The sequence below is a fragment of the Sphingomonas sp. PP-F2F-G114-C0414 genome, from assembly GCF_003688595.1.
GTDB lineage: Bacteria > Pseudomonadota > Alphaproteobacteria > Sphingomonadales > Sphingomonadaceae > Sphingomonas.
The window spans coordinates 215977-231887 of sequence record NZ_RCWT01000010.1 but is presented as its reverse complement, the minus strand read 5'-3'; the positions used below and the strand labels follow the sequence as shown (position 1 = coordinate 231887).

General features: G+C 67.1%; 14 protein-coding genes. 5 read left to right on the top strand and 9 right to left on the bottom strand.

From position 1 onward, the window contains the following. Positions 1-5: 5 nt before the first annotated feature. On the bottom strand, positions 6-968 hold the full coding sequence (gene ispH, locus C8J47_RS06145) for a 4-hydroxy-3-methylbut-2-enyl diphosphate reductase (protein ID WP_259467396.1): 963 nt from the start codon (positions 966-968) through the stop codon (positions 6-8). A 259-nt stretch (positions 969-1227) separates the two neighbouring features. On the opposite strand from ispH, the gene C8J47_RS06140 reads away from it, so the two are divergent. Both C8J47_RS06140 and C8J47_RS06135 read left to right on the top strand, forming a co-directional pair. After that, positions 1228-1842, top strand: a complete 615-nt coding sequence (locus tag C8J47_RS06140; protein WP_121884910.1) for an ABC transporter substrate-binding protein — start codon at positions 1228-1230, stop codon at positions 1840-1842. Beyond that, a complete protein-coding gene (locus tag C8J47_RS06135; protein ID WP_259467395.1) occupies positions 1839-2858 on the top strand; it encodes a VacJ family lipoprotein in 1020 nt (339 codons plus the stop codon). The genes C8J47_RS06140 and C8J47_RS06135 overlap by 4 nt, the downstream gene beginning before the upstream one ends. A gap of 12 nt (positions 2859-2870) precedes the next feature. Here C8J47_RS06135 and C8J47_RS06130 read toward each other — a convergent pair whose 3' ends face one another. The 3 genes from C8J47_RS06130 to dxs are packed head-to-tail and all read right to left on the bottom strand — an operon-like array spanning position 2871 to position 7805. After that, a complete protein-coding gene (locus tag C8J47_RS06130; protein ID WP_121885355.1) occupies positions 2871-5441 on the bottom strand; it encodes an MMPL family transporter in 2571 nt (856 codons plus the stop codon). 25 nt (positions 5442-5466) lie between these two features. Then, entirely contained in the window at positions 5467-5892 is a 426-nt protein-coding gene (locus tag C8J47_RS06125; protein ID WP_121884909.1) for a DUF2141 domain-containing protein, read from the bottom strand. Further along, the gene (gene dxs, locus C8J47_RS06120) at positions 5889-7805 is read right to left on the bottom strand and encodes a 1-deoxy-D-xylulose-5-phosphate synthase (protein ID WP_121885354.1); all 1917 of its coding nucleotides are present in this window, start codon (positions 7803-7805) and stop codon (positions 5889-5891) included. Before dxs ends, C8J47_RS06125 begins: the two co-directional genes overlap by 4 nt. Positions 7806-7920: 115 nt before the next feature. Here dxs and C8J47_RS06115 point away from each other — a divergent pair, with 115 nt between their 5' ends. Further along, complete coding sequence (locus tag C8J47_RS06115) at positions 7921-8508, top strand: CDP-alcohol phosphatidyltransferase family protein (protein WP_121884908.1); 588 nt, start codon at positions 7921-7923, stop codon at positions 8506-8508. Here the strand turns inward: C8J47_RS06115 and C8J47_RS06110 are convergent. Genes C8J47_RS06110 through aepX form a run of 4 tightly spaced genes read right to left on the bottom strand, consistent with a single transcriptional unit; the run spans position 8485 to position 13293 of the window. Continuing rightward, the gene (locus tag C8J47_RS06110; protein WP_220683349.1) at positions 8485-9573 is read right to left on the bottom strand and encodes a 2-aminoethylphosphonate--pyruvate transaminase; all 1089 of its coding nucleotides are present in this window, start codon (positions 9571-9573) and stop codon (positions 8485-8487) included. The two genes, C8J47_RS06115 and C8J47_RS06110, sit on opposite strands and share 24 nt — an antisense overlap. Beyond that, positions 9570-10529, bottom strand: coding sequence for a lysylphosphatidylglycerol synthase domain-containing protein (locus C8J47_RS06105; RefSeq protein WP_121884907.1), 960 nt, complete (start codon positions 10527-10529; stop codon positions 9570-9572). The genes C8J47_RS06110 and C8J47_RS06105 overlap by 4 nt, the downstream gene beginning before the upstream one ends. After that, entirely contained in the window at positions 10526-11662 is a 1137-nt protein-coding gene (gene aepY / locus C8J47_RS06100) for a phosphonopyruvate decarboxylase (RefSeq protein ID WP_121884906.1), read from the bottom strand. The genes C8J47_RS06105 and aepY overlap by 4 nt, the downstream gene beginning before the upstream one ends. Then, complete coding sequence (aepX, locus tag C8J47_RS06095; RefSeq protein ID WP_121884905.1) at positions 11662-13293, bottom strand: phosphoenolpyruvate mutase; 1632 nt, start codon at positions 13291-13293, stop codon at positions 11662-11664. Before aepX ends, aepY begins: the two co-directional genes overlap by 1 nt. Before the next feature lie 103 nt (positions 13294-13396). Here aepX and C8J47_RS06090 point away from each other — a divergent pair, with 103 nt between their 5' ends. Both C8J47_RS06090 and C8J47_RS06085 read left to right on the top strand, forming a co-directional pair. Then, entirely contained in the window at positions 13397-14158 is a 762-nt protein-coding gene (locus C8J47_RS06090) for an NTP transferase domain-containing protein (RefSeq protein ID WP_121884904.1), read from the top strand. A gap of 1 nt (position 14159) precedes the next feature. Further along, a complete protein-coding gene (locus C8J47_RS06085; protein ID WP_121884903.1) occupies positions 14160-14933 on the top strand; it encodes a phytanoyl-CoA dioxygenase family protein in 774 nt (257 codons plus the stop codon). Between the two features lie 30 nt (positions 14934-14963). On the opposite strand, the gene C8J47_RS06080 is transcribed toward C8J47_RS06085, so the two are convergent. After that, a complete protein-coding gene (locus C8J47_RS06080) occupies positions 14964-15911 on the bottom strand; it encodes a glycerophosphodiester phosphodiesterase family protein (protein WP_121884902.1) in 948 nt (315 codons plus the stop codon).

Genomic DNA, 15911 nt, shown 5'->3' with positions numbered 1-15911 from the left:
CGTTCCTATTCGGCCGCCGCAGCAGTAGCGCGGGGCATTCTGAGTTCGGCGGGGAGGCTGAATTCGACATTCTCCTCCACGCCGTCGAGTTGTGAAACGCGCACGGGTCGCAACAGTCGCAACGCCGCGATCACCGAATCGACGAGTTCGTCGGGTGCCGAGGCGCCTGCGGTGATACCGACCGCCGCGACGCCGTCGAGCCATACCGGATCGACCCCGTCGCCGTCATCGACCAGATAGCTCGGTATGCCCATCTCGGCACCGATCTCTCGCAGGCGGTTCGAATTCGAACTGTTGGCCGCGCCGACGACGATCAGCATATCGCTGACCCGCGCCAGATCGCGTACCGCGGTCTGGCGGTTCTGGGTGGCGTAGCAGATTTCGGACACGTCCGGCCCCTCGACATCGGCGAACCGCGCGTGGAGCGCCATGATGACGCCGCGGGTGTCGTCGACGCTCAGCGTCGTCTGCGTGACGTAGGCGATCGGCGTGTCGACCGGGATCGACAGCGCCTCGACTTCTTCGGGGGTCGAGACAAGATGCATCGGAGCATCGACCTGCCCCATCGTGCCGATCACCTCGACATGGCCGGCATGGCCGATCAGCACGATCGTCCGGCCCGACTTCGCATAGCGACGCCCCTGGATATGGACCTTGGTGACCAGCGGGCAGGTTGCGTCGAGGACGGGGAGTTCGCGCAAGCGCGCCTCCTCCTGCACGCTGCGCGCGACGCCGTGTGCGCTGAAGATCGTCACCGCACCGGGCGGGATCTCGGTCAGGTCCTCGACGAACACCGCACCCTTGCGCCGCAGCTTGTCGACGACGTGCCGGTTGTGGACGATCTCATGTCGGACATAGACGGGCGCAGAGTAGCGCTCGATCGCCTTTTCGACGATGTCGATCGCGCGAACCACGCCGGCACAAAAACCACGAGGTTGCGCGAGAATCACCTGAAGCGGTGTCGTCACTGTAGCGGGGGAACGATCGATGTTCCCATCGGTGGTTTGCAAGACCGCCATGTCCTTTCCGTCATCACCGAGGCATGGCGTCCGATTTCGAACCACCTCTGGATGTTGCGTCATAGGTAACCATTGCGCCCCCGTGGCGAAAGGTCAAAACTTCGGCTCGGCCCCAAGAGCCTCCGGATTCCGCCGCCTATTCGCTTTCTGGACCTGGCACGCGCCTGTGGGTATGCGATCATGCAATCAGTTTTTCGGAGAAACCCGCATGCGATCCCCGCTCCAGATCCTGCTGTCCTCGGCCGTCCTGCTACCCTCGTCCCTGCTTGCCGTGGCACCCGTTTCGGCGCAGGCGAGCGATCCGGCACAAGCGCCGGTCAAGGCGCTCGATGACGGCCTGCTCGGCATCATGAAGAGCGGCAAGCCGGCAGCCGCCCGCGCCGCTGCGATCGGCCCGGTCATCGATCGCAGCTTCGACCTGCCGTTAATGACTCGGCTTTCGGTCGGCGCAGGCTGGACCACGACCAGCGCAGCGGATCAGAGCGCGCTCGTCGCAGCCTTCCGCCGCATGACGGTCGCGCAATATGCCAAGAACTTCGACAGCTGGTCCGGGCAGGCCTTCACGATAGATCCCAAGGTCGACACGCGCGGTGGCGACCGCCTTGTCCGCACGACGCTGTCGAGCAAGTCCGGTAGCCCGACCGCCTTGTCCTATCGCCTGCGCCAGAGCGGCGGCAGCTGGAAGATCATCGACGTCTTCTACCGCAATTCGATCAGCCAGCTTGCGACGCGCCGTGCCGATTTCGCCAGCGTCCTTCAGAGTGGCGGCGCCAAGGCGCTGGTGACCCATCTCGACGAGCTCGCGGCGAAGAGCGCCAGGTGAGCGCAGCGATCGCGGCGCTGCTGCTGGCCGCGGTCTCGCAGGCCGCGCCCCTCCCCCAACCTGTGCCTCCGCCCGCGCAGGTTGGCGAAGCGCCTGCCGCTTCGCCCCCAGCGGCCGCACCACGTGCCCGTCCCCGCCATGCGCGCGGGGATTCGCTCGAACATTTCAATCGTCGCATGTTCGCTACGCAGCAGGGCTTCGATCGGCGGTTCTTTCGTCCCGCGGCGATGGGATACAAGCATGTCGTGCCCAAACCGGTGCGATCGGGTATCCGCAACGTCTTCAGCAACCTGGGCGAGCCGATCGTCTTCCTGAACTATCTGCTCCAGCTGAAGCCCGGCAAGGCCGCCGAGACGTTGGGCCGCTTCATGTTCAATTCGACGCTCGGGATCGGCGGGCTGGTTGATGTCGCTAAGCTGCCGGCGATCAAGCTGCCACACCGGCCCAACGGGTTCGGCAATACGCTGGCACTCTACGGGGTGAAGCCGGGGCCCTATATATTCCTGCCGTTCGTCGGGCCGTCGACATTGCGCGATCTGGTCGGCGGGCAGGCGGACGGACTGGTGCTGCCGCTGGCGGTCGGATCGCCGTTCGACCGGCTCGAATACCAGGCGCCGCGCGCTGTCCTGACCGGACTGGACACGCGGGCGGAGGCGGACGACGATCTGCGTGCGTTGTTCGCCGGTGCGGTCGATCCGTATGCGACGCTGCGATCGGTGTATCTGCAAAACCGGGTAGCCGAGATCCAGCGCTTGCGGGGAACCAGGGCGAAGGCAGCCGGTGGCGAACTGGACGACCCGCCGGCAGATCCGGCGAGTGGCGCTACGGTACCGGCGTCGGATGCTCCCGAACTTTCCGACCCATTGGCCGATCCTGCGGCAATTTCTTTGCCGACGGCGACGCCAGCGCCATCGGAACTTGAATCTGCTCCAGAGCTTGCTGATCCGCTGACCGACCCAGTCGCGTCTCAGGCGAATCCCCGAACACCGAACCTGCCCTCAACGCCATTACCCTGACCTCCGTCAGGATTACGGAGTCTTGGAATCCTCCCCCTTGCGGGGCGGGCCCAGCAACGCGGGTTCAAAGATCAACGCGCAGACGAGCGTCCAGGCGAGCGAGATCATCAGAATCTTGCCCATGCTGGCGGTGCCCGGATGGTGCGACAGCCACAGGCTGCCGAACGCGGTGCCGGTGGCGAGCGCGCTGAACACGATCGCGCGCGCAAGGCTCGATTGCAGCAGATCGGTCGCGCCGCCGCGCCATGCCATCACGAAATAGATGTGAAACGCGACACCGACGCCGAACAGCAACGGGAAGGCGATGATGTTGGCGAAGTTGATCGGCTGGCCGATCACGACGCAGGTGCCGAGCGTCAGGAAGATCGACAGCACCACTGGTGCCAGCGTGAACGCCACCTCCTTCGCATCGCGCAGCACCGCGAACAGCAGCAGGCTGACCAGCACGAGGGCGATCACGCCGGCTTGCACGAACGCGCCGGCGATCGTGAACGCGGCCGCCTGGGTCGCGACCGGCAGCCCCGATGCGTTGGGAGCGATCGCGGTCACCGCCGTGCGAAACCGCTCCATCACGCGGTTGTCGTTGGCATTGCCGGACGGGAACACCGAGACCCGGTACTGGCCGGTCGGGGCCTGCCAGTCGCGGACCAGCGCCGGTGGGAGCGTCGCGCGCGTCACGCCCTGTGCCTGCAACGCCGCACGCGCCTGATCGAGCATGACCGCGAGCGGTTGCGACAGCATGTCGTCCACCCGGTTGCGTGCCGTGGGCTGCGCGGCGGCGAGCCGATCGAACGCATCGGCCAGCCCCGAACGATCGCCAGCCTGGCGCAGCTTGGCGGTCACGGCCCGTAGCGCGGCGGCGCGCGTGGCATCATCGGTGCGGGGGGCGACATCGAACGGGTTGAGCGTGAGGTCGAGCAGGACGTTGGCATCGCCGATCGCCGCCAGCTTCACCGGCTGGTCGGCGGGTACGAAGCTGTCGATCGAGATGACCTGCTTCACTTCGGGAAGGCGGCTCAGCTGCCGGGTCAGTGCGACCACGCGGGAATGATCCGGGGCGAGGATATCGATCGTGTTGGGCGTCCGCGTCGGATCTCGCGTCAGATCGGCGAGCGTGCGCATCGCCGGACCGTTCGGATCGCGCAGATGGAGCGGATTGAAGTCGAAGGTGACGAATGGCACCAGCGCGATGCTGGCCAGCATCGCCACGCCGAACGCCCATAATACCGTCCGCCGCCGCGTTTCGAGCGCGCGGTCGATCGGTGCAGCCCAGGCGAACCCGACCTCGCGGGTCGGCGCTCCCGGCCGCAGGAGCAGCACCAGCGCGGGGAGCAACGTCACGCTGAACGCCAGCGCGATCACCATGCCAAGCCCGGCGATCACGCCCAGCTCGGCGACCCCGATATACGCAGTCGGCAGGAACGCACCGAAACCGAGGAAGACCGCGCCGGCCGCGAGCAGCAATGGCGCGCCGAGCGCGGTCGCCGCGCCGCGCAGAGCGTCCGCAGGGCTGGCACCGTCGACCCGCTCGGCGTTGAACCGCACGCAAAGCTGTATCCCGAAGTCGACGCCGAGACCGACGAACAGCGGGATGAACGCGACCGAGATCAGGTTCAGGCGACCGACCACCGCCATCCCGACCGCGGTGGTGACGACCAGACCGACGACGATCGTCGCGACGATCGCGGCGACCAGCCGAACCGAACGGGTCGCGAGCCAGAGCGTCACCAGCATCGCCGCCAGCATCACCAGCCCGACGACGCCGATATTCTCCTCCAGCGTCGCGAACTCCTCGTCCGCCAGCGGTACCTCGCCGGTCAGGCGGACGTCGACACCGTGCGCTGCATCGAGCCGCAATGCGCCGGAGGCTGCGGCGACGGCACGGGCGGCCTCCTTGCCGGGGGTCAGAGAGCCGTAGTCGAGCACCGGCCTGACCAGGATCAGCCGACGGGTCGGTGCGGCGAGCGCTGAACTGCCGTCCGCGAACAGCGTCTGCCAGGAGAAGAACGCCGGCTTGCCCGCGAGGACGCGATCGGTCGCCTGCGCGAGCGCGCGCATCGGCGGATCGATCTGCGCCAGCGTCGCCGAGCCGGCCGCCACCCCGTCGAGCATCGTCGACAACGCGCCTGCGACACCGTGCAGCGACGGATCTGCAGCAAGCGGCCCAAGCATCGGTTGCGCCGCGATCAGCGCCGCGGTCGCCTTGCGGACATCGTTGGGGGAGCCGAACAAAAGGCCTTCGCGCGCAAAGAAGTCGCCGCCATCGGGTCGGCGCACCAACTGGAAATGTCGCGGGTCCGCCGCCAGCTTCGCCGACAGCCGGGCCGCGCCATCCTCGGCGAGTTCGGGCGTCCGGCCATCGACGACGATCAGCATCGCGTCGCGCAACTGCGGGAACGCGTCCTTCATCGCGCGCTCCTGACGCCGCCAGTCGACATCGGGCGAGATCAGCGCGCCGGTATCCGTCGTCATCGTGAAGTGCGTGGCGGTGAACAGCAGCGCGAGCAACGCGATGAGCAGGCCGAGCGCGGTCGTCAGCCAGGGCCGGCGGATACTGATCGACACGAGGCGCGGGACCAGCATCCGCAGGGTCGAGGATATCGTCACGTCAGAGGAAGTACCGCAGCTTCAGCGCGATCGTCTGCGCGCGGCCATCGAACGCGAAGACGGCAGCGGCCCATTTCGGCGGCGCCATCCGGATCGGCGCATCGTTCGAGAAGCCGACGCCTTCCTTGGGGATGCCGAACAGCGCCCGGTCGACCTTGCCGTTGGCGTTCGCGTCGTGGAACGCCTGCACCGCGTAAGTGCCGGCAGGGAGGCCGCGGACCGTCACGATCGTCATACCCGCCTGCGCCGGTGCCACCCCCGACCACGGGCAATCCTCCTTGAGGAACTTCGCCTGCGGGCAGACGTCGACATGCACGCGCCCCTTGGCGTTGCGGACATTGCTGACGTGCACCGTCAGGACTCCCTCCGGTGGCGGAGCAGCGCCTACCAGCAGGATAAGCAATGCAAACGCAGCGACACGCTTCACGCGGACACGCCCGCAGCAGCGATATCATGCCTGAGGGCTTTCAGCACGGTGTCGACCAACGCTGTCGCGTCGAGCCCGGCCTGTGCATATTGGCGTTCCGGCTTGTCCTGGTCCTGGAAGACATCGGGCAGACGCAGCGTGCGCACGGTCACACCGCCGTCCAGCAACCCCTCGTCAGACGCCATCGTCAGGACGTGCGCGCCGAAACCACCGACCGAATTCTCCTCGATCGTCACCGCGACTTCGTGCGTGGTGAGTAGCTTGCGGATCAGATCGACGTCGAGCGGCTTGGCGAAGCGCAGATCCGCTACCGTCGTGCTTAACCCCTTGGCTTCGAGAACCTCGGCGGCCTTGAGCGCTTCCTCGAGACGCGTGCCGAGCGACAGGATCGCGATCTTCTTGCCCTCCCGCACGACGCGGCCCTTGCCGATCTCCAGCAGCTCGGGAGTCTCCGGCAGCGCGACGCCGGTGCCGTTGCCGCGCGGATAGCGCACAGCGATCGGGCCGGTGTCGTACTGCGCCGCGGTGTGGGTCATGTGGACGAGTTCGGCTTCGTCCGCCGCCGCCATCACGACGAAGTTCGGCAGCGTCGCGAGGTAGGTGACGTCGAACGAGCCTGCGTGAGTCGCGCCATCCGCACCGACGAGACCCGCGCGGTCGATCGCGAAACGCACCGGCAGGTTCTGGATCGCCACATCGTGGACAACCTGATCGTATGCGCGCTGGAGGAACGTCGAGTAGATCGCGCAGAACGGGCGCATCCCCTGCGCGGCGAGACCGGCGGCGAAAGTGACGCCGTGCTGCTCGGCGATGCCGACGTCGAAGAACCGGTCGGGATACGCCTTGGCGAACGCGTCGAGCCCGGTGCCAGACGGCATCGCCGCGGTGATCGCGCAGATCCGCGGGTCCTTCGCGGCCTCGGCGACGAGCTGCGCGCCGAATACGTTCTGGTATTGCGGCGGGCCCGGTGGCGCCTTGGTCTGGACGCCGGAGATCACGTCGAACTTCTGGACGCCGTGGTATTTGTCCGCGGCAGCCTCGGCGGGTGCGTAACCCTTGCCCTTCTTGGTGACGACGTGGACGAGGATCGGGCCCTCCTCCGCATCGCGGACATTCTCGAGCACGGGGATCAGGTGTTCGAGATTATGGCCGTCGATCGGGCCGACATAATAGAAGCCGAGTTCCTCGAACAACGTGCCGCCCATCGTCATGCCGCGGGCGAGTTCATCGGTCTTGCGGATCCCGTCCGCGATCGGCTTTGGCAACCGCTTGGCGAGTTTGCGTGCCAGATCGCGGAACCCCAGGAACTCGCGACTGGACACGATACGGCTGAGATAGGCCGAGAGACCGCCGACCGGTGGCGCGATCGACATGTCGTTGTCATTGAGGATCACGACCAAGCGGTTACCCGCCTGCGCGGCGTTGTTCATCGCCTCGTACGCCATGCCCGCCGACATCGCGCCGTCGCCGATCACGGCGATGCCCTTGCCCGGCGTCCCCGCAATCTTGTTGGCGATAGCAAAGCCCAGCGCCGCCGAGATCGACGTAGACGAATGCGCCGCGCCGAACGGATCGTATTCGCTCTCGCTGCGCTTGGTGAAGCCACTGAGGCCACCGCCCTGGCGCAGCGTGCGGATCCGGTCACGGCGTCCGGTCAGGATCTTGTGCGGGTAGCATTGGTGACCAACATCCCACACCAATCGGTCGCGCGGGGTGTCGAAGACATAGTGGATCGCGGTGGTCAGCTCGACCACACCGAGCCCTGACCCGAGATGCCCGCCGGTGGTGCCGACCGCGGAAATCGTCTCCGTACGCAGTTCGTCGGCGAGCTGGCGGAGCTGGTCCGGATGGAACTTGCGGAGGTCGGTGGGTGTCGAAACGGTATCGAGCAGCGGGGTCGCGGAAGAAGCCATGGTCGGTTCTAATCCACCGGTTTCGCGAATACAAAGCGATGTTTCCGCGATGTCGGCCTTGCATGCGACCGCCGCGCCGTGACATCCGCCTATCTCGCCGATCCGGAGCTGCCGCGTGAGCCACAATACGATCATCCACCGCATCGTTCGGCCTGCAGTCCGGATCGCCGCGCGGACCGCGATCACGCCCAACCAGATCACGACGGTGCGGCTGGTGTCGGGCATCGCCGCCGCCGCGTGTCTTGCGGGCGGGACCTATGGCTGGATGGCGATCGGCGGGGTCGTGTTCGTCGTGTCGATGCTGCTCGATCGCGCCGATGGCGAACTCGCGCGGCAGACCGGACAGATGAGCGTGTGGGGCTATCGCTACGATCTCGCCAGCGACTGCATCGCCAGCGTCGCCACGTTCGTCGGGCTAGGGATAGGGTTGGCCGCCACGCACGGCATGGCCGCGCTCTGGCTCGGTATTCTCGCAGGCGTCGGCATCGGCACGCTGTTCGCCGAACTCAATGTCCTGAACTTCGCCGACGTCCGCGGCTATGAGCTCTCGGCGGGCTTCACCGTCGATCCAGACGACGCGATGATCCTGGTGCCGGTGCTGATCTGGCTCGGCCTAGCTTGGCCGATGACGATCGCCGCGGCGGTCATCACGCCCAGCGCGGCGATCATCCTCGCGCTGCTAGCCCTGCGTCGCCGCGGCTAGCGCGGAGCGCATCGCGGTCACCAACCGATCGAAATCCGCCGGACCGATCGCGCCGATGCAGCCGATCCGGAACGACTCCGCTTTGGTCAGCTTGCCCGGGTAAATCACGAACCCGGCTGCGGCGAGCGCGTCGTAAAAGGTCGTGAAATCGAAGCGATCGGGCGATCGGAACGTGGCGATGATCGGTGCCTGGAACGGTCGATCGAGATAAAGATCGAGGCCCAAGGCATCGGTGCCGCGCAACAGCGTTGCGAGGTTGGCTGTATAGCGCGCAAGCCGGGCGGTGCTGCCACCCTCCGCCTCCAGCCGCCGGAGCGCTTCGACGAGGGCCGCGACGACCTGCACCGGCGGGGTGAAGCGCCACTGGCCATTCGCCTCGAACCCGCGCCACTGTGCGTGAAGATCGAGGCTCATCGACGCACTCTGCCCAGCGCACCCCTCCAACACCGCGCGGTCGATTAGCGCGAAGCCGAGGCCTGGCGTCCCTTCGAGGCACTTGTTGCTGGAAGCGAGGATCGCGGCAACCGGCAGCGTGGACAGGTCGATCGGCAACGCACCGAAGCTCGCCATGGCATCGACGATCAGCAGGCGGCCGGCGTCGGCCACCACCCGAGCGACCTCTTCAAGCGGATTGAGCAGCCCGGTCGTCGTCTCGACATGGACGAGCGCGACGTGCGTGATCGCCGGGTCCGCCGCCAGCCGCGCCGCGACGACCGTCGCGTCGACCGGTTCGTTCTCGTCCCAGCGCAGCGTCTCGACGGCACGCCCCAATCGTGTCGCGATCGCCGCCATACGCTCGCCATACGCGCCGTTGATCAGCACCAGCAGGCGGTCGTCGGCGCCGAGCAACGTGCCGGCCGCCGCCTCCAGCGCATAAGTACCACTGCCCTGGATCGGCACCGCAACATGCGTTTCGCCGCCATTCGCGACGTCGAGCAACCGCCGCCGCAGTTCCGCCGTGAGCGCGATGAACGCCGGATCGCGCGAGCCCCAGTCGTCGAGCATGGCCCGGCGCACGGCGGGATCGGTAGTCAGCGGACCGGGCGTCAACAATAGAGGCGTCACGATAGTCCTTCCTGCGCGCCACCGACCAGCGGTCGCGCTTCCATTCGGTGCCACACGGCCAGCCCCGGCAGGCCCAGGACGAGCTCGCGGATACGGCGGATCAACGATAGCGCGAGTGCCTGCTGCGGAGGGATGCCGAACATCGCGCAGATCAGCAAATATCCCCCCTCCTGCACACCGAGCGCGCCGGGAATGAGGAAGCCGACGCCGCGCACCGCCTGCCCCAGCCCCTCGATCACCAGCGCCTCCCGCAGCGACGCGTGCACCCCGAGGACGTGCAGCCCGGCCCAGGTCTCGATCCCGCCAAGCAGCCACGACAGCAGGTGCCAGCCTGCCGAACGCGACAGTCTGGCGGGGTTCCGGTACAGCGCCAGCACGGCGGCGTTCAGTCCGGTGAGATCGCTTGCCTTGGTCCAGCGGGCAACGCCGCGCTCGATCAGCGCGAACAGGCCGAAGCGCTGCGCAACGACGAACGCCACGGCCATCGCGATGCTCGCCACCGTGACGCCGATCGCCAGCGTCATCGTCTCGCCGCCATGCGGTCCGGCGATCAGCAGCGCGACGCACAGGATCGTGAAGATCGCCTGCGTTGCGCCCTCGACCGACAGATCGACCATCGACGAAGCCAGTGATGGTGCGAGCGGCGGTCCACGTCGCGCCAGCAGCCGTGCGCGTACCAGATCGCCGCCGATCTGCGCCACCGGTAGCAGCGCGTTCACCGACTCGCGGATCCAGCGCAGGACATACAAGCGCGACACGGGCGGGCGCCGGTCGAGCAGTTCCTGCCAGCCGATCGCCGATGCGAACGTCTGTGGCAGGTGGAGCAGCACGACGAGCGCGATCCCCCATCCCGCCTGCCGCAACGCGTCCAGGATTTTCGCGAAATCGTTCGTGGCGATCAACGTGACCGCGAGGATCAGCCCGATGACGACCGCCAGGATCGCGGAGCGCTTCACCGCGCGAGGAACGCCTTGAACCGCCGCGCGACGGCCTCGGGAGTCACGGTCGGGCGGCCGAGCGTCGCCATCGATCCGGGCGCGATGCGGAGGTGGATCATCGACGGACGACCGGCGGTGGCGGCTTCGGCCCATGCCCGTTCGAACCCGTCGAGATCATCGCACGAGGCGGCATAGCCATAGCCGCAGGCGACCGCGACCGCGGCGAAGTCGACCGAGGCCGAAACCGTCGCCTGCCCGCCGGTCGAGTCGTGTACGCCGTTGTCGAGCAGGATGTGGATCAGGTTCGCTGGCGCCTCCGCGCCGATCGTCGCCAGCGTGCCAAGCTTCATCAGCGCCGCACCGTCGCCGTCGATGACGACGACTCGCTTCGCGGTATTAAGCGCGACGCCAAGCGCCATGCCGGCCGCGCCACCCATTGATCCGACCTGATACAGATGCTGCTCGCGGTCCGCGAGCGTGAACAGTTCGCGGCCCGACTTGCCGGTGGTCGCGATCACCGCGGTCGAATCGTCCGTGAGCGCGAGGAACCGTTCGAGCGCCGCGACACGGGTCGGTCGCGCGCCGCGCGTCGCGTAATCCGCAAGTCGTCCTCGCGCAGGCAGATCACGTGGGCGCTGATCGAGCGCGGTATCGGCGACATCGCCTTTTGCCATGACGAACGCGAAAGGCTGAGACGTGGCGTCCATCGCAGTAACCGCCGCGCGCAACGACGGCACGATCGCGGCGTCGACATTCGGGAACGGTCGGTGCTCGATCCCCATCAGGCTCAGCAGGTCGTGCGTGATCTCACCCATCACGACATGCTGCGGTTCGTCGGGTTCACCCGGCCGGCCGCGCCACGTCGTCACCAGCAGGGTCGGAATTCGGAAGGGTGCGTTGAGCGAGGTCAGCGGATTGACCATGTTGCCGAGCCCGGAGTTCTGGCACATCGCCACCGTGCGGCGCCCGGCAAGCCACGCGCCCGCGGCGATCGCGACTGCCTCGCCCTCGCTCGCCGCGCCGACATAGCGAAGCGCGCGATTGGACAGCACGCCGTTGATCAGCGGCGTCAGATAGCTGCACGGTACGCCGGTGTAGAAATCGAACCCGGCGGCCGATGCCTCGGCCATGAAGGCGTCCGCGGTAATCATCAGGTGAAGTTGCGTGCGTCGGCGACGTCGGCGAGCGTGTTGACGTCCATCCAATGGCCCATGAAATACTTGACGCGCACCGGGTGCTTGGCGGCGATCCGGGTAAGCAGCAGCGGCAGGTCGGCGGTTTCGAGCGAGCCCTCGGCGGACAACGCGGCGATCTCCTCGCGCAGCCACGTCGCGCCAGTCGCGCTGAAGCGCGCGAGGCCGACCCATTCGCCACTCGCATCAGCCGCCAGATCGCTGCCCATCCGGATCATGTGCGCGGGCGCATCGTCGAGATAGCCGCCCGAGAAGGGATGATCGGCGAGCACCAGATCGCGTACGCGCGTGTCCTTGCGCTGCGCAGCGTCGACCGCGAGCACCACGTCGGCCTTACTCGAAAGCAGGCTCTCCAGGATGTAGTTGCGGAACAGCACGTCGCCGTACGACACCACCAGCTCGCCGGTCAGCGCCGCGTCCGCCTGCGCCAGCGAATACGCCTCGCCGGTCTCGGCGAAGCGATCGTTGTCGACGGTGCGGATGCCCTTCACCGCCACCGCGTCCTTGGCAAAGCCGCGCACCACCGTCACGTCGCGGATACCACTGTCGGCGAACGTCGCGACCTGGCGAGCGAGCAGCGACTGGCCGCGCACGTCGATCATGCATTTGGGTTTGTCGCGTGTCAGTTCGCCGAGATCGCCGCCCGACGCCGCCAGCACGATCGCGCGCGGACGCGGCGTCTCGGGCAGATAGCGCCGCTCCGCCTCCTCGAGCTCGGCGTTGCCCATCAGGCGGAACACCTCCTTGACCGGGATCACGCGACCCTCGACGTTGCTCAGCGACTGTTCGTCGTGGATCGTCCTCGCGGTCTCGCGCATCGCCGTGATCGACGCGCGCATCAGGTGGTTCGCCCAGATCACCGTCGATATGCCCGCCTCGCGGAACAGGTCGGTCGGCGTCGCATAATAGGTGGTCGGGACGATCACGACCGGCGCGCGGTTACCCCAGCGCCGGCAGAATTCGAAGATCTCGGTCGGCTCGGCCTTCTTCGAATGGATCAGGATCGCATCGGCACCGGCCGCGTGATATGCCTCGGCCCGGCGCAGCGCCTCCTCCATCGGCCGGCTCGATATCAACGCCTCGATCCGCGCGACGATGACGAAATCGTCGCTGGTCTGGCTGTCCTTGCCGGCGGTGATGCGGCCGCAGAATTCCCCGATCTCGGCCAGCGGCTGGTCCTCGCCGATGAACGAATTGGTCTTCGGGAACAGCTTGTCCTCGATGCAGACGCCGGCGATGTTGCGCTCGCCGAGCTTGCGCACCAGCCGCCGGACATTGTTGAAATTGCCGTAGCCGGTGTCGCCGTCGACGAGGATCGGCAGCGTACAGGCGTCCGCCATGTATTCCAGCACGTCGAGCACCTGCGTCCACGACGCCTCATTGCTGTCGCGCAGGCCGAGGCTGGCGGAGATGCTGAGTCCCGACGCCCAGATCCCGCCGAAGCCGGCTTCCTCGGCGATCTTGGCAGACAGGCCGCTATGCGCCTCCATCAGGAAGGCGAGGTCGGGACGTTCGATCACGTCCCGCAACAGCGCGGCGCGCGACGGCGAGGGCGTCTGCGTGATGAGATCGGCGGGGAGGTCGTTCATGAAACGGGACTTTCGATGATCGTTCAGGCAGTGATCGAGCAGGCGTCGCGACCGGCCCGATGTGCTTGGCCGCGGCAAGCCGGCTCGTTATAGACGCCAGGCCATGCAAACAAGCCAACCCCTCGCCGCCGCCGCAGAAACATCGCCGGTCGCCATCCTGCTCGCGGCCGGCGTCGGTCGACGGCTGGGCGAGACGCATGACGGTCCGAAAGTGCTGCTCGATTTCGACGGCCGCTCGCTGCTCGATCGCCATCTGGCGGCGCTGGCGGCGGTGGGCGTCGACGATCTGGTCGTCACGGTCGGCCATGAGGCAGAGACGTTGCGGCACGCGATCGGCGACCGCGCGGGGACGATACTCAACCCCGACTATCGCCAGGGCAGTCTCGTATCGCTCTGGGTGCAGCGCGATCGCTTGCGCGCGGGCCGGCCGGTCCTGCTGATGGACGGCGACGTGCTCTACGACACCCGGATGCTGGCGCGCCTGGTCGCCGCGGCGGGCGAGGCGGTACTGCTTGTCGACCGCGAACTGGAACCGGGCGACGAGCCCGTGAAGGTCTGCTTCCGGGGCGAGACGATGGTCGATTTCCGCAAGCGCCCGGAACATGCGCACGACTGGCACGGCGAATCGGTCGGGTTCTTCAAATTCGGCGCGGCGATGGCGGCAAAGCTTGCCGACGCCTGCGACCGCTATGTCGCGGCCGGTCGCACCGACATTGAGTATGAGGAAGCGATCCGCGACCTGATGCTCGCAGAGCCCGATGCGTTCACTTACGTCGACGTGACCGACCTGCCCTGGACCGAAATCGATTTTCCCGAAGACGTCGCCAAGGCGCGCGACGCGATCCTCCCGCATCTGGCAGGCTGAGATGGCCCTGAACGATCCGCATCCGCTGACGGCAGAAGACTTGGAGCATTTCGCCGAGACCGGCTGGGTTGCCCGTCGCGGGCTGTTCAGCGCCGACGAGGCCGCGGAGATCGCACGCTGGACCGACGAACTCGTCGCCCTGCCCGAAATGCCCGGTCGGCACATGGTCTATTACGAGGACAGCCTGACCACTCCTGGCGAACGGGTGATGCAGCGGATCGAGGACTTTTGTCCCTATCACGCGTCGTTCGATGACCTCGTCCGTCACGGACGGTTGTCCGCCGCGGTCGCGCAGTTGCTCGGCAGCCAAGCGGTCCTGTTCAAGGAAAAGATCAACTTCAAGAAGGCTGGCGGTGCTGGGTTCGAACCGCATCAGGACCAGCAGGCGGGCTGGACGACCTATGCGCCGATGTTCGTCACAGCGCTGGTCGGCATAGACCGCGCGACGCCAGAAAACGGGTGCCTTGAGATGACCAGCGCACCGCGTCTGTCGCAGATGATCGGCGAGGAATGGCAGCCGCTCAGCCCCGAGCAGATGGCTGCGTTCGATCCGATTCCGGTCCCGACCGAGCCCGGCGACGTGCTGTTCTTCGACAGCTACGCTCCGCATGCGTCGAAGCCCAACCTGACCGACGCGCAACGCCGCATCCTGTACCTGACGTACAACGCCGCGTCGGACGGCGATCACCGCCGCCGATATTACGACGACAAGCGCGCCAACTTCCCGCCGGATATCGAACGGTTGCCGGGGTCGAACTACGTTTTTCGCGTGTAGCGATAAAACGACGGTCCGCGTCGATGGCGATCATCGGCGCAGGTAGCGGCGCAGCGCTTCGGGTTCGTCGGTCTGGATTATGCTGATGCCGGCGCGTTGCAGGCGACCCCATACAGCGTCGGGATCGCGCAGGGCGTCGACGTCTCCTCCATAGCCATCGACGAACCCCTCCCAGAGCGTGTTCACCCAGACGCGTTCGTGGGCCGCGCGCGCAGCGGCGACGACGCCGGGCAGAGCGGCAGCGGGCATGCGTGGGAGTTCGATGCCGATCGCACGCCCTCGGCCGGAGGCCTGGCGCGTGACGATCCCGGCAAGATCCGCTCCGGCGGCGTCGCCGCTGGACAGGATCGGCATGAACGGTACGCGGTCGTACGGCGCCATCGCGGCAAGCGGCGCGCTGCCGATACCCGCGGTGGTCTTCACGATCACCCGGTCGGTCGCGCCGGCACGGGCCACCGCCTCGATCACCTCGGCATAGATCGCGTCCTTGATGTCGAGGTTCAGCACGATCCGGTTGCCCGCGTGCGCCAGTATCTCGTCGAGCGTCGGCACCTGCTGATCGGTGAGGCTGGCACGCTTTTCGCCTTCGTCGTCGCGCAAACGGAGCGCCTTGATCTCGGCGAGCGTCAGATGATCGACGGCGCCGGTCCCGTTGGTCGTCCGATCGACCGTCGCATCGTGGATCATCACCAGATAGCCGTCGCGGGTGCGGCGCACGTCGGTCTCCATGATATCGATGCCCATCGCCACGCAGTGATCGAGGCCCTTCAGCGAATTCTCCGGAGCGCTCGGCAAATCGTGCCCGGGTGCCAGATTATGGCACCCGCGATGCGCCGCGATCAGCAGGCGCCCGTTCGGATCGGCCAGCGCGGCATGGATTTCCCGTACGGTGCGCGGCTGCACCGGCGCAGCGGTGGAAACCGCGGGCAGCGCGGCAAGCGTAAGCAGGGCCAGCGCCCCAAGATGCGACCGTGTCAT

Coding starts and splice junctions, on each gene's coding strand:
- C8J47_RS06090 (WP_121884904.1), top strand. CDS start 13,397: ATGCAAACAAGCCAACCCCTCGCCGCCGCCGCAGAAACATCGCCGGTC.
- C8J47_RS06140 (WP_121884910.1), top strand. CDS start 1,228: ATGCGATCCCCGCTCCAGATCCTGCTGTCCTCGGCCGTCCTGCTACCC.
- aepX (WP_121884905.1), bottom strand. CDS start 13,293: ATGAACGACCTCCCCGCCGATCTCATCACGCAGACGCCCTCGCCGTCG.
- C8J47_RS06085 (WP_121884903.1), top strand. CDS start 14,160: ATGGCCCTGAACGATCCGCATCCGCTGACGGCAGAAGACTTGGAGCAT.
- C8J47_RS06080 (WP_121884902.1), bottom strand. CDS start 15,911: ATGACACGGTCGCATCTTGGGGCGCTGGCCCTGCTTACGCTTGCCGCG.
- C8J47_RS06130 (WP_121885355.1), bottom strand. CDS start 5,441: ATGCTGGTCCCGCGCCTCGTGTCGATCAGTATCCGCCGGCCCTGGCTG.
- aepY (WP_121884906.1), bottom strand. CDS start 11,662: ATGATTACCGCGGACGCCTTCATGGCCGAGGCATCGGCCGCCGGGTTC.
- dxs (WP_121885354.1), bottom strand. CDS start 7,805: ATGGCTTCTTCCGCGACCCCGCTGCTCGATACCGTTTCGACACCCACC.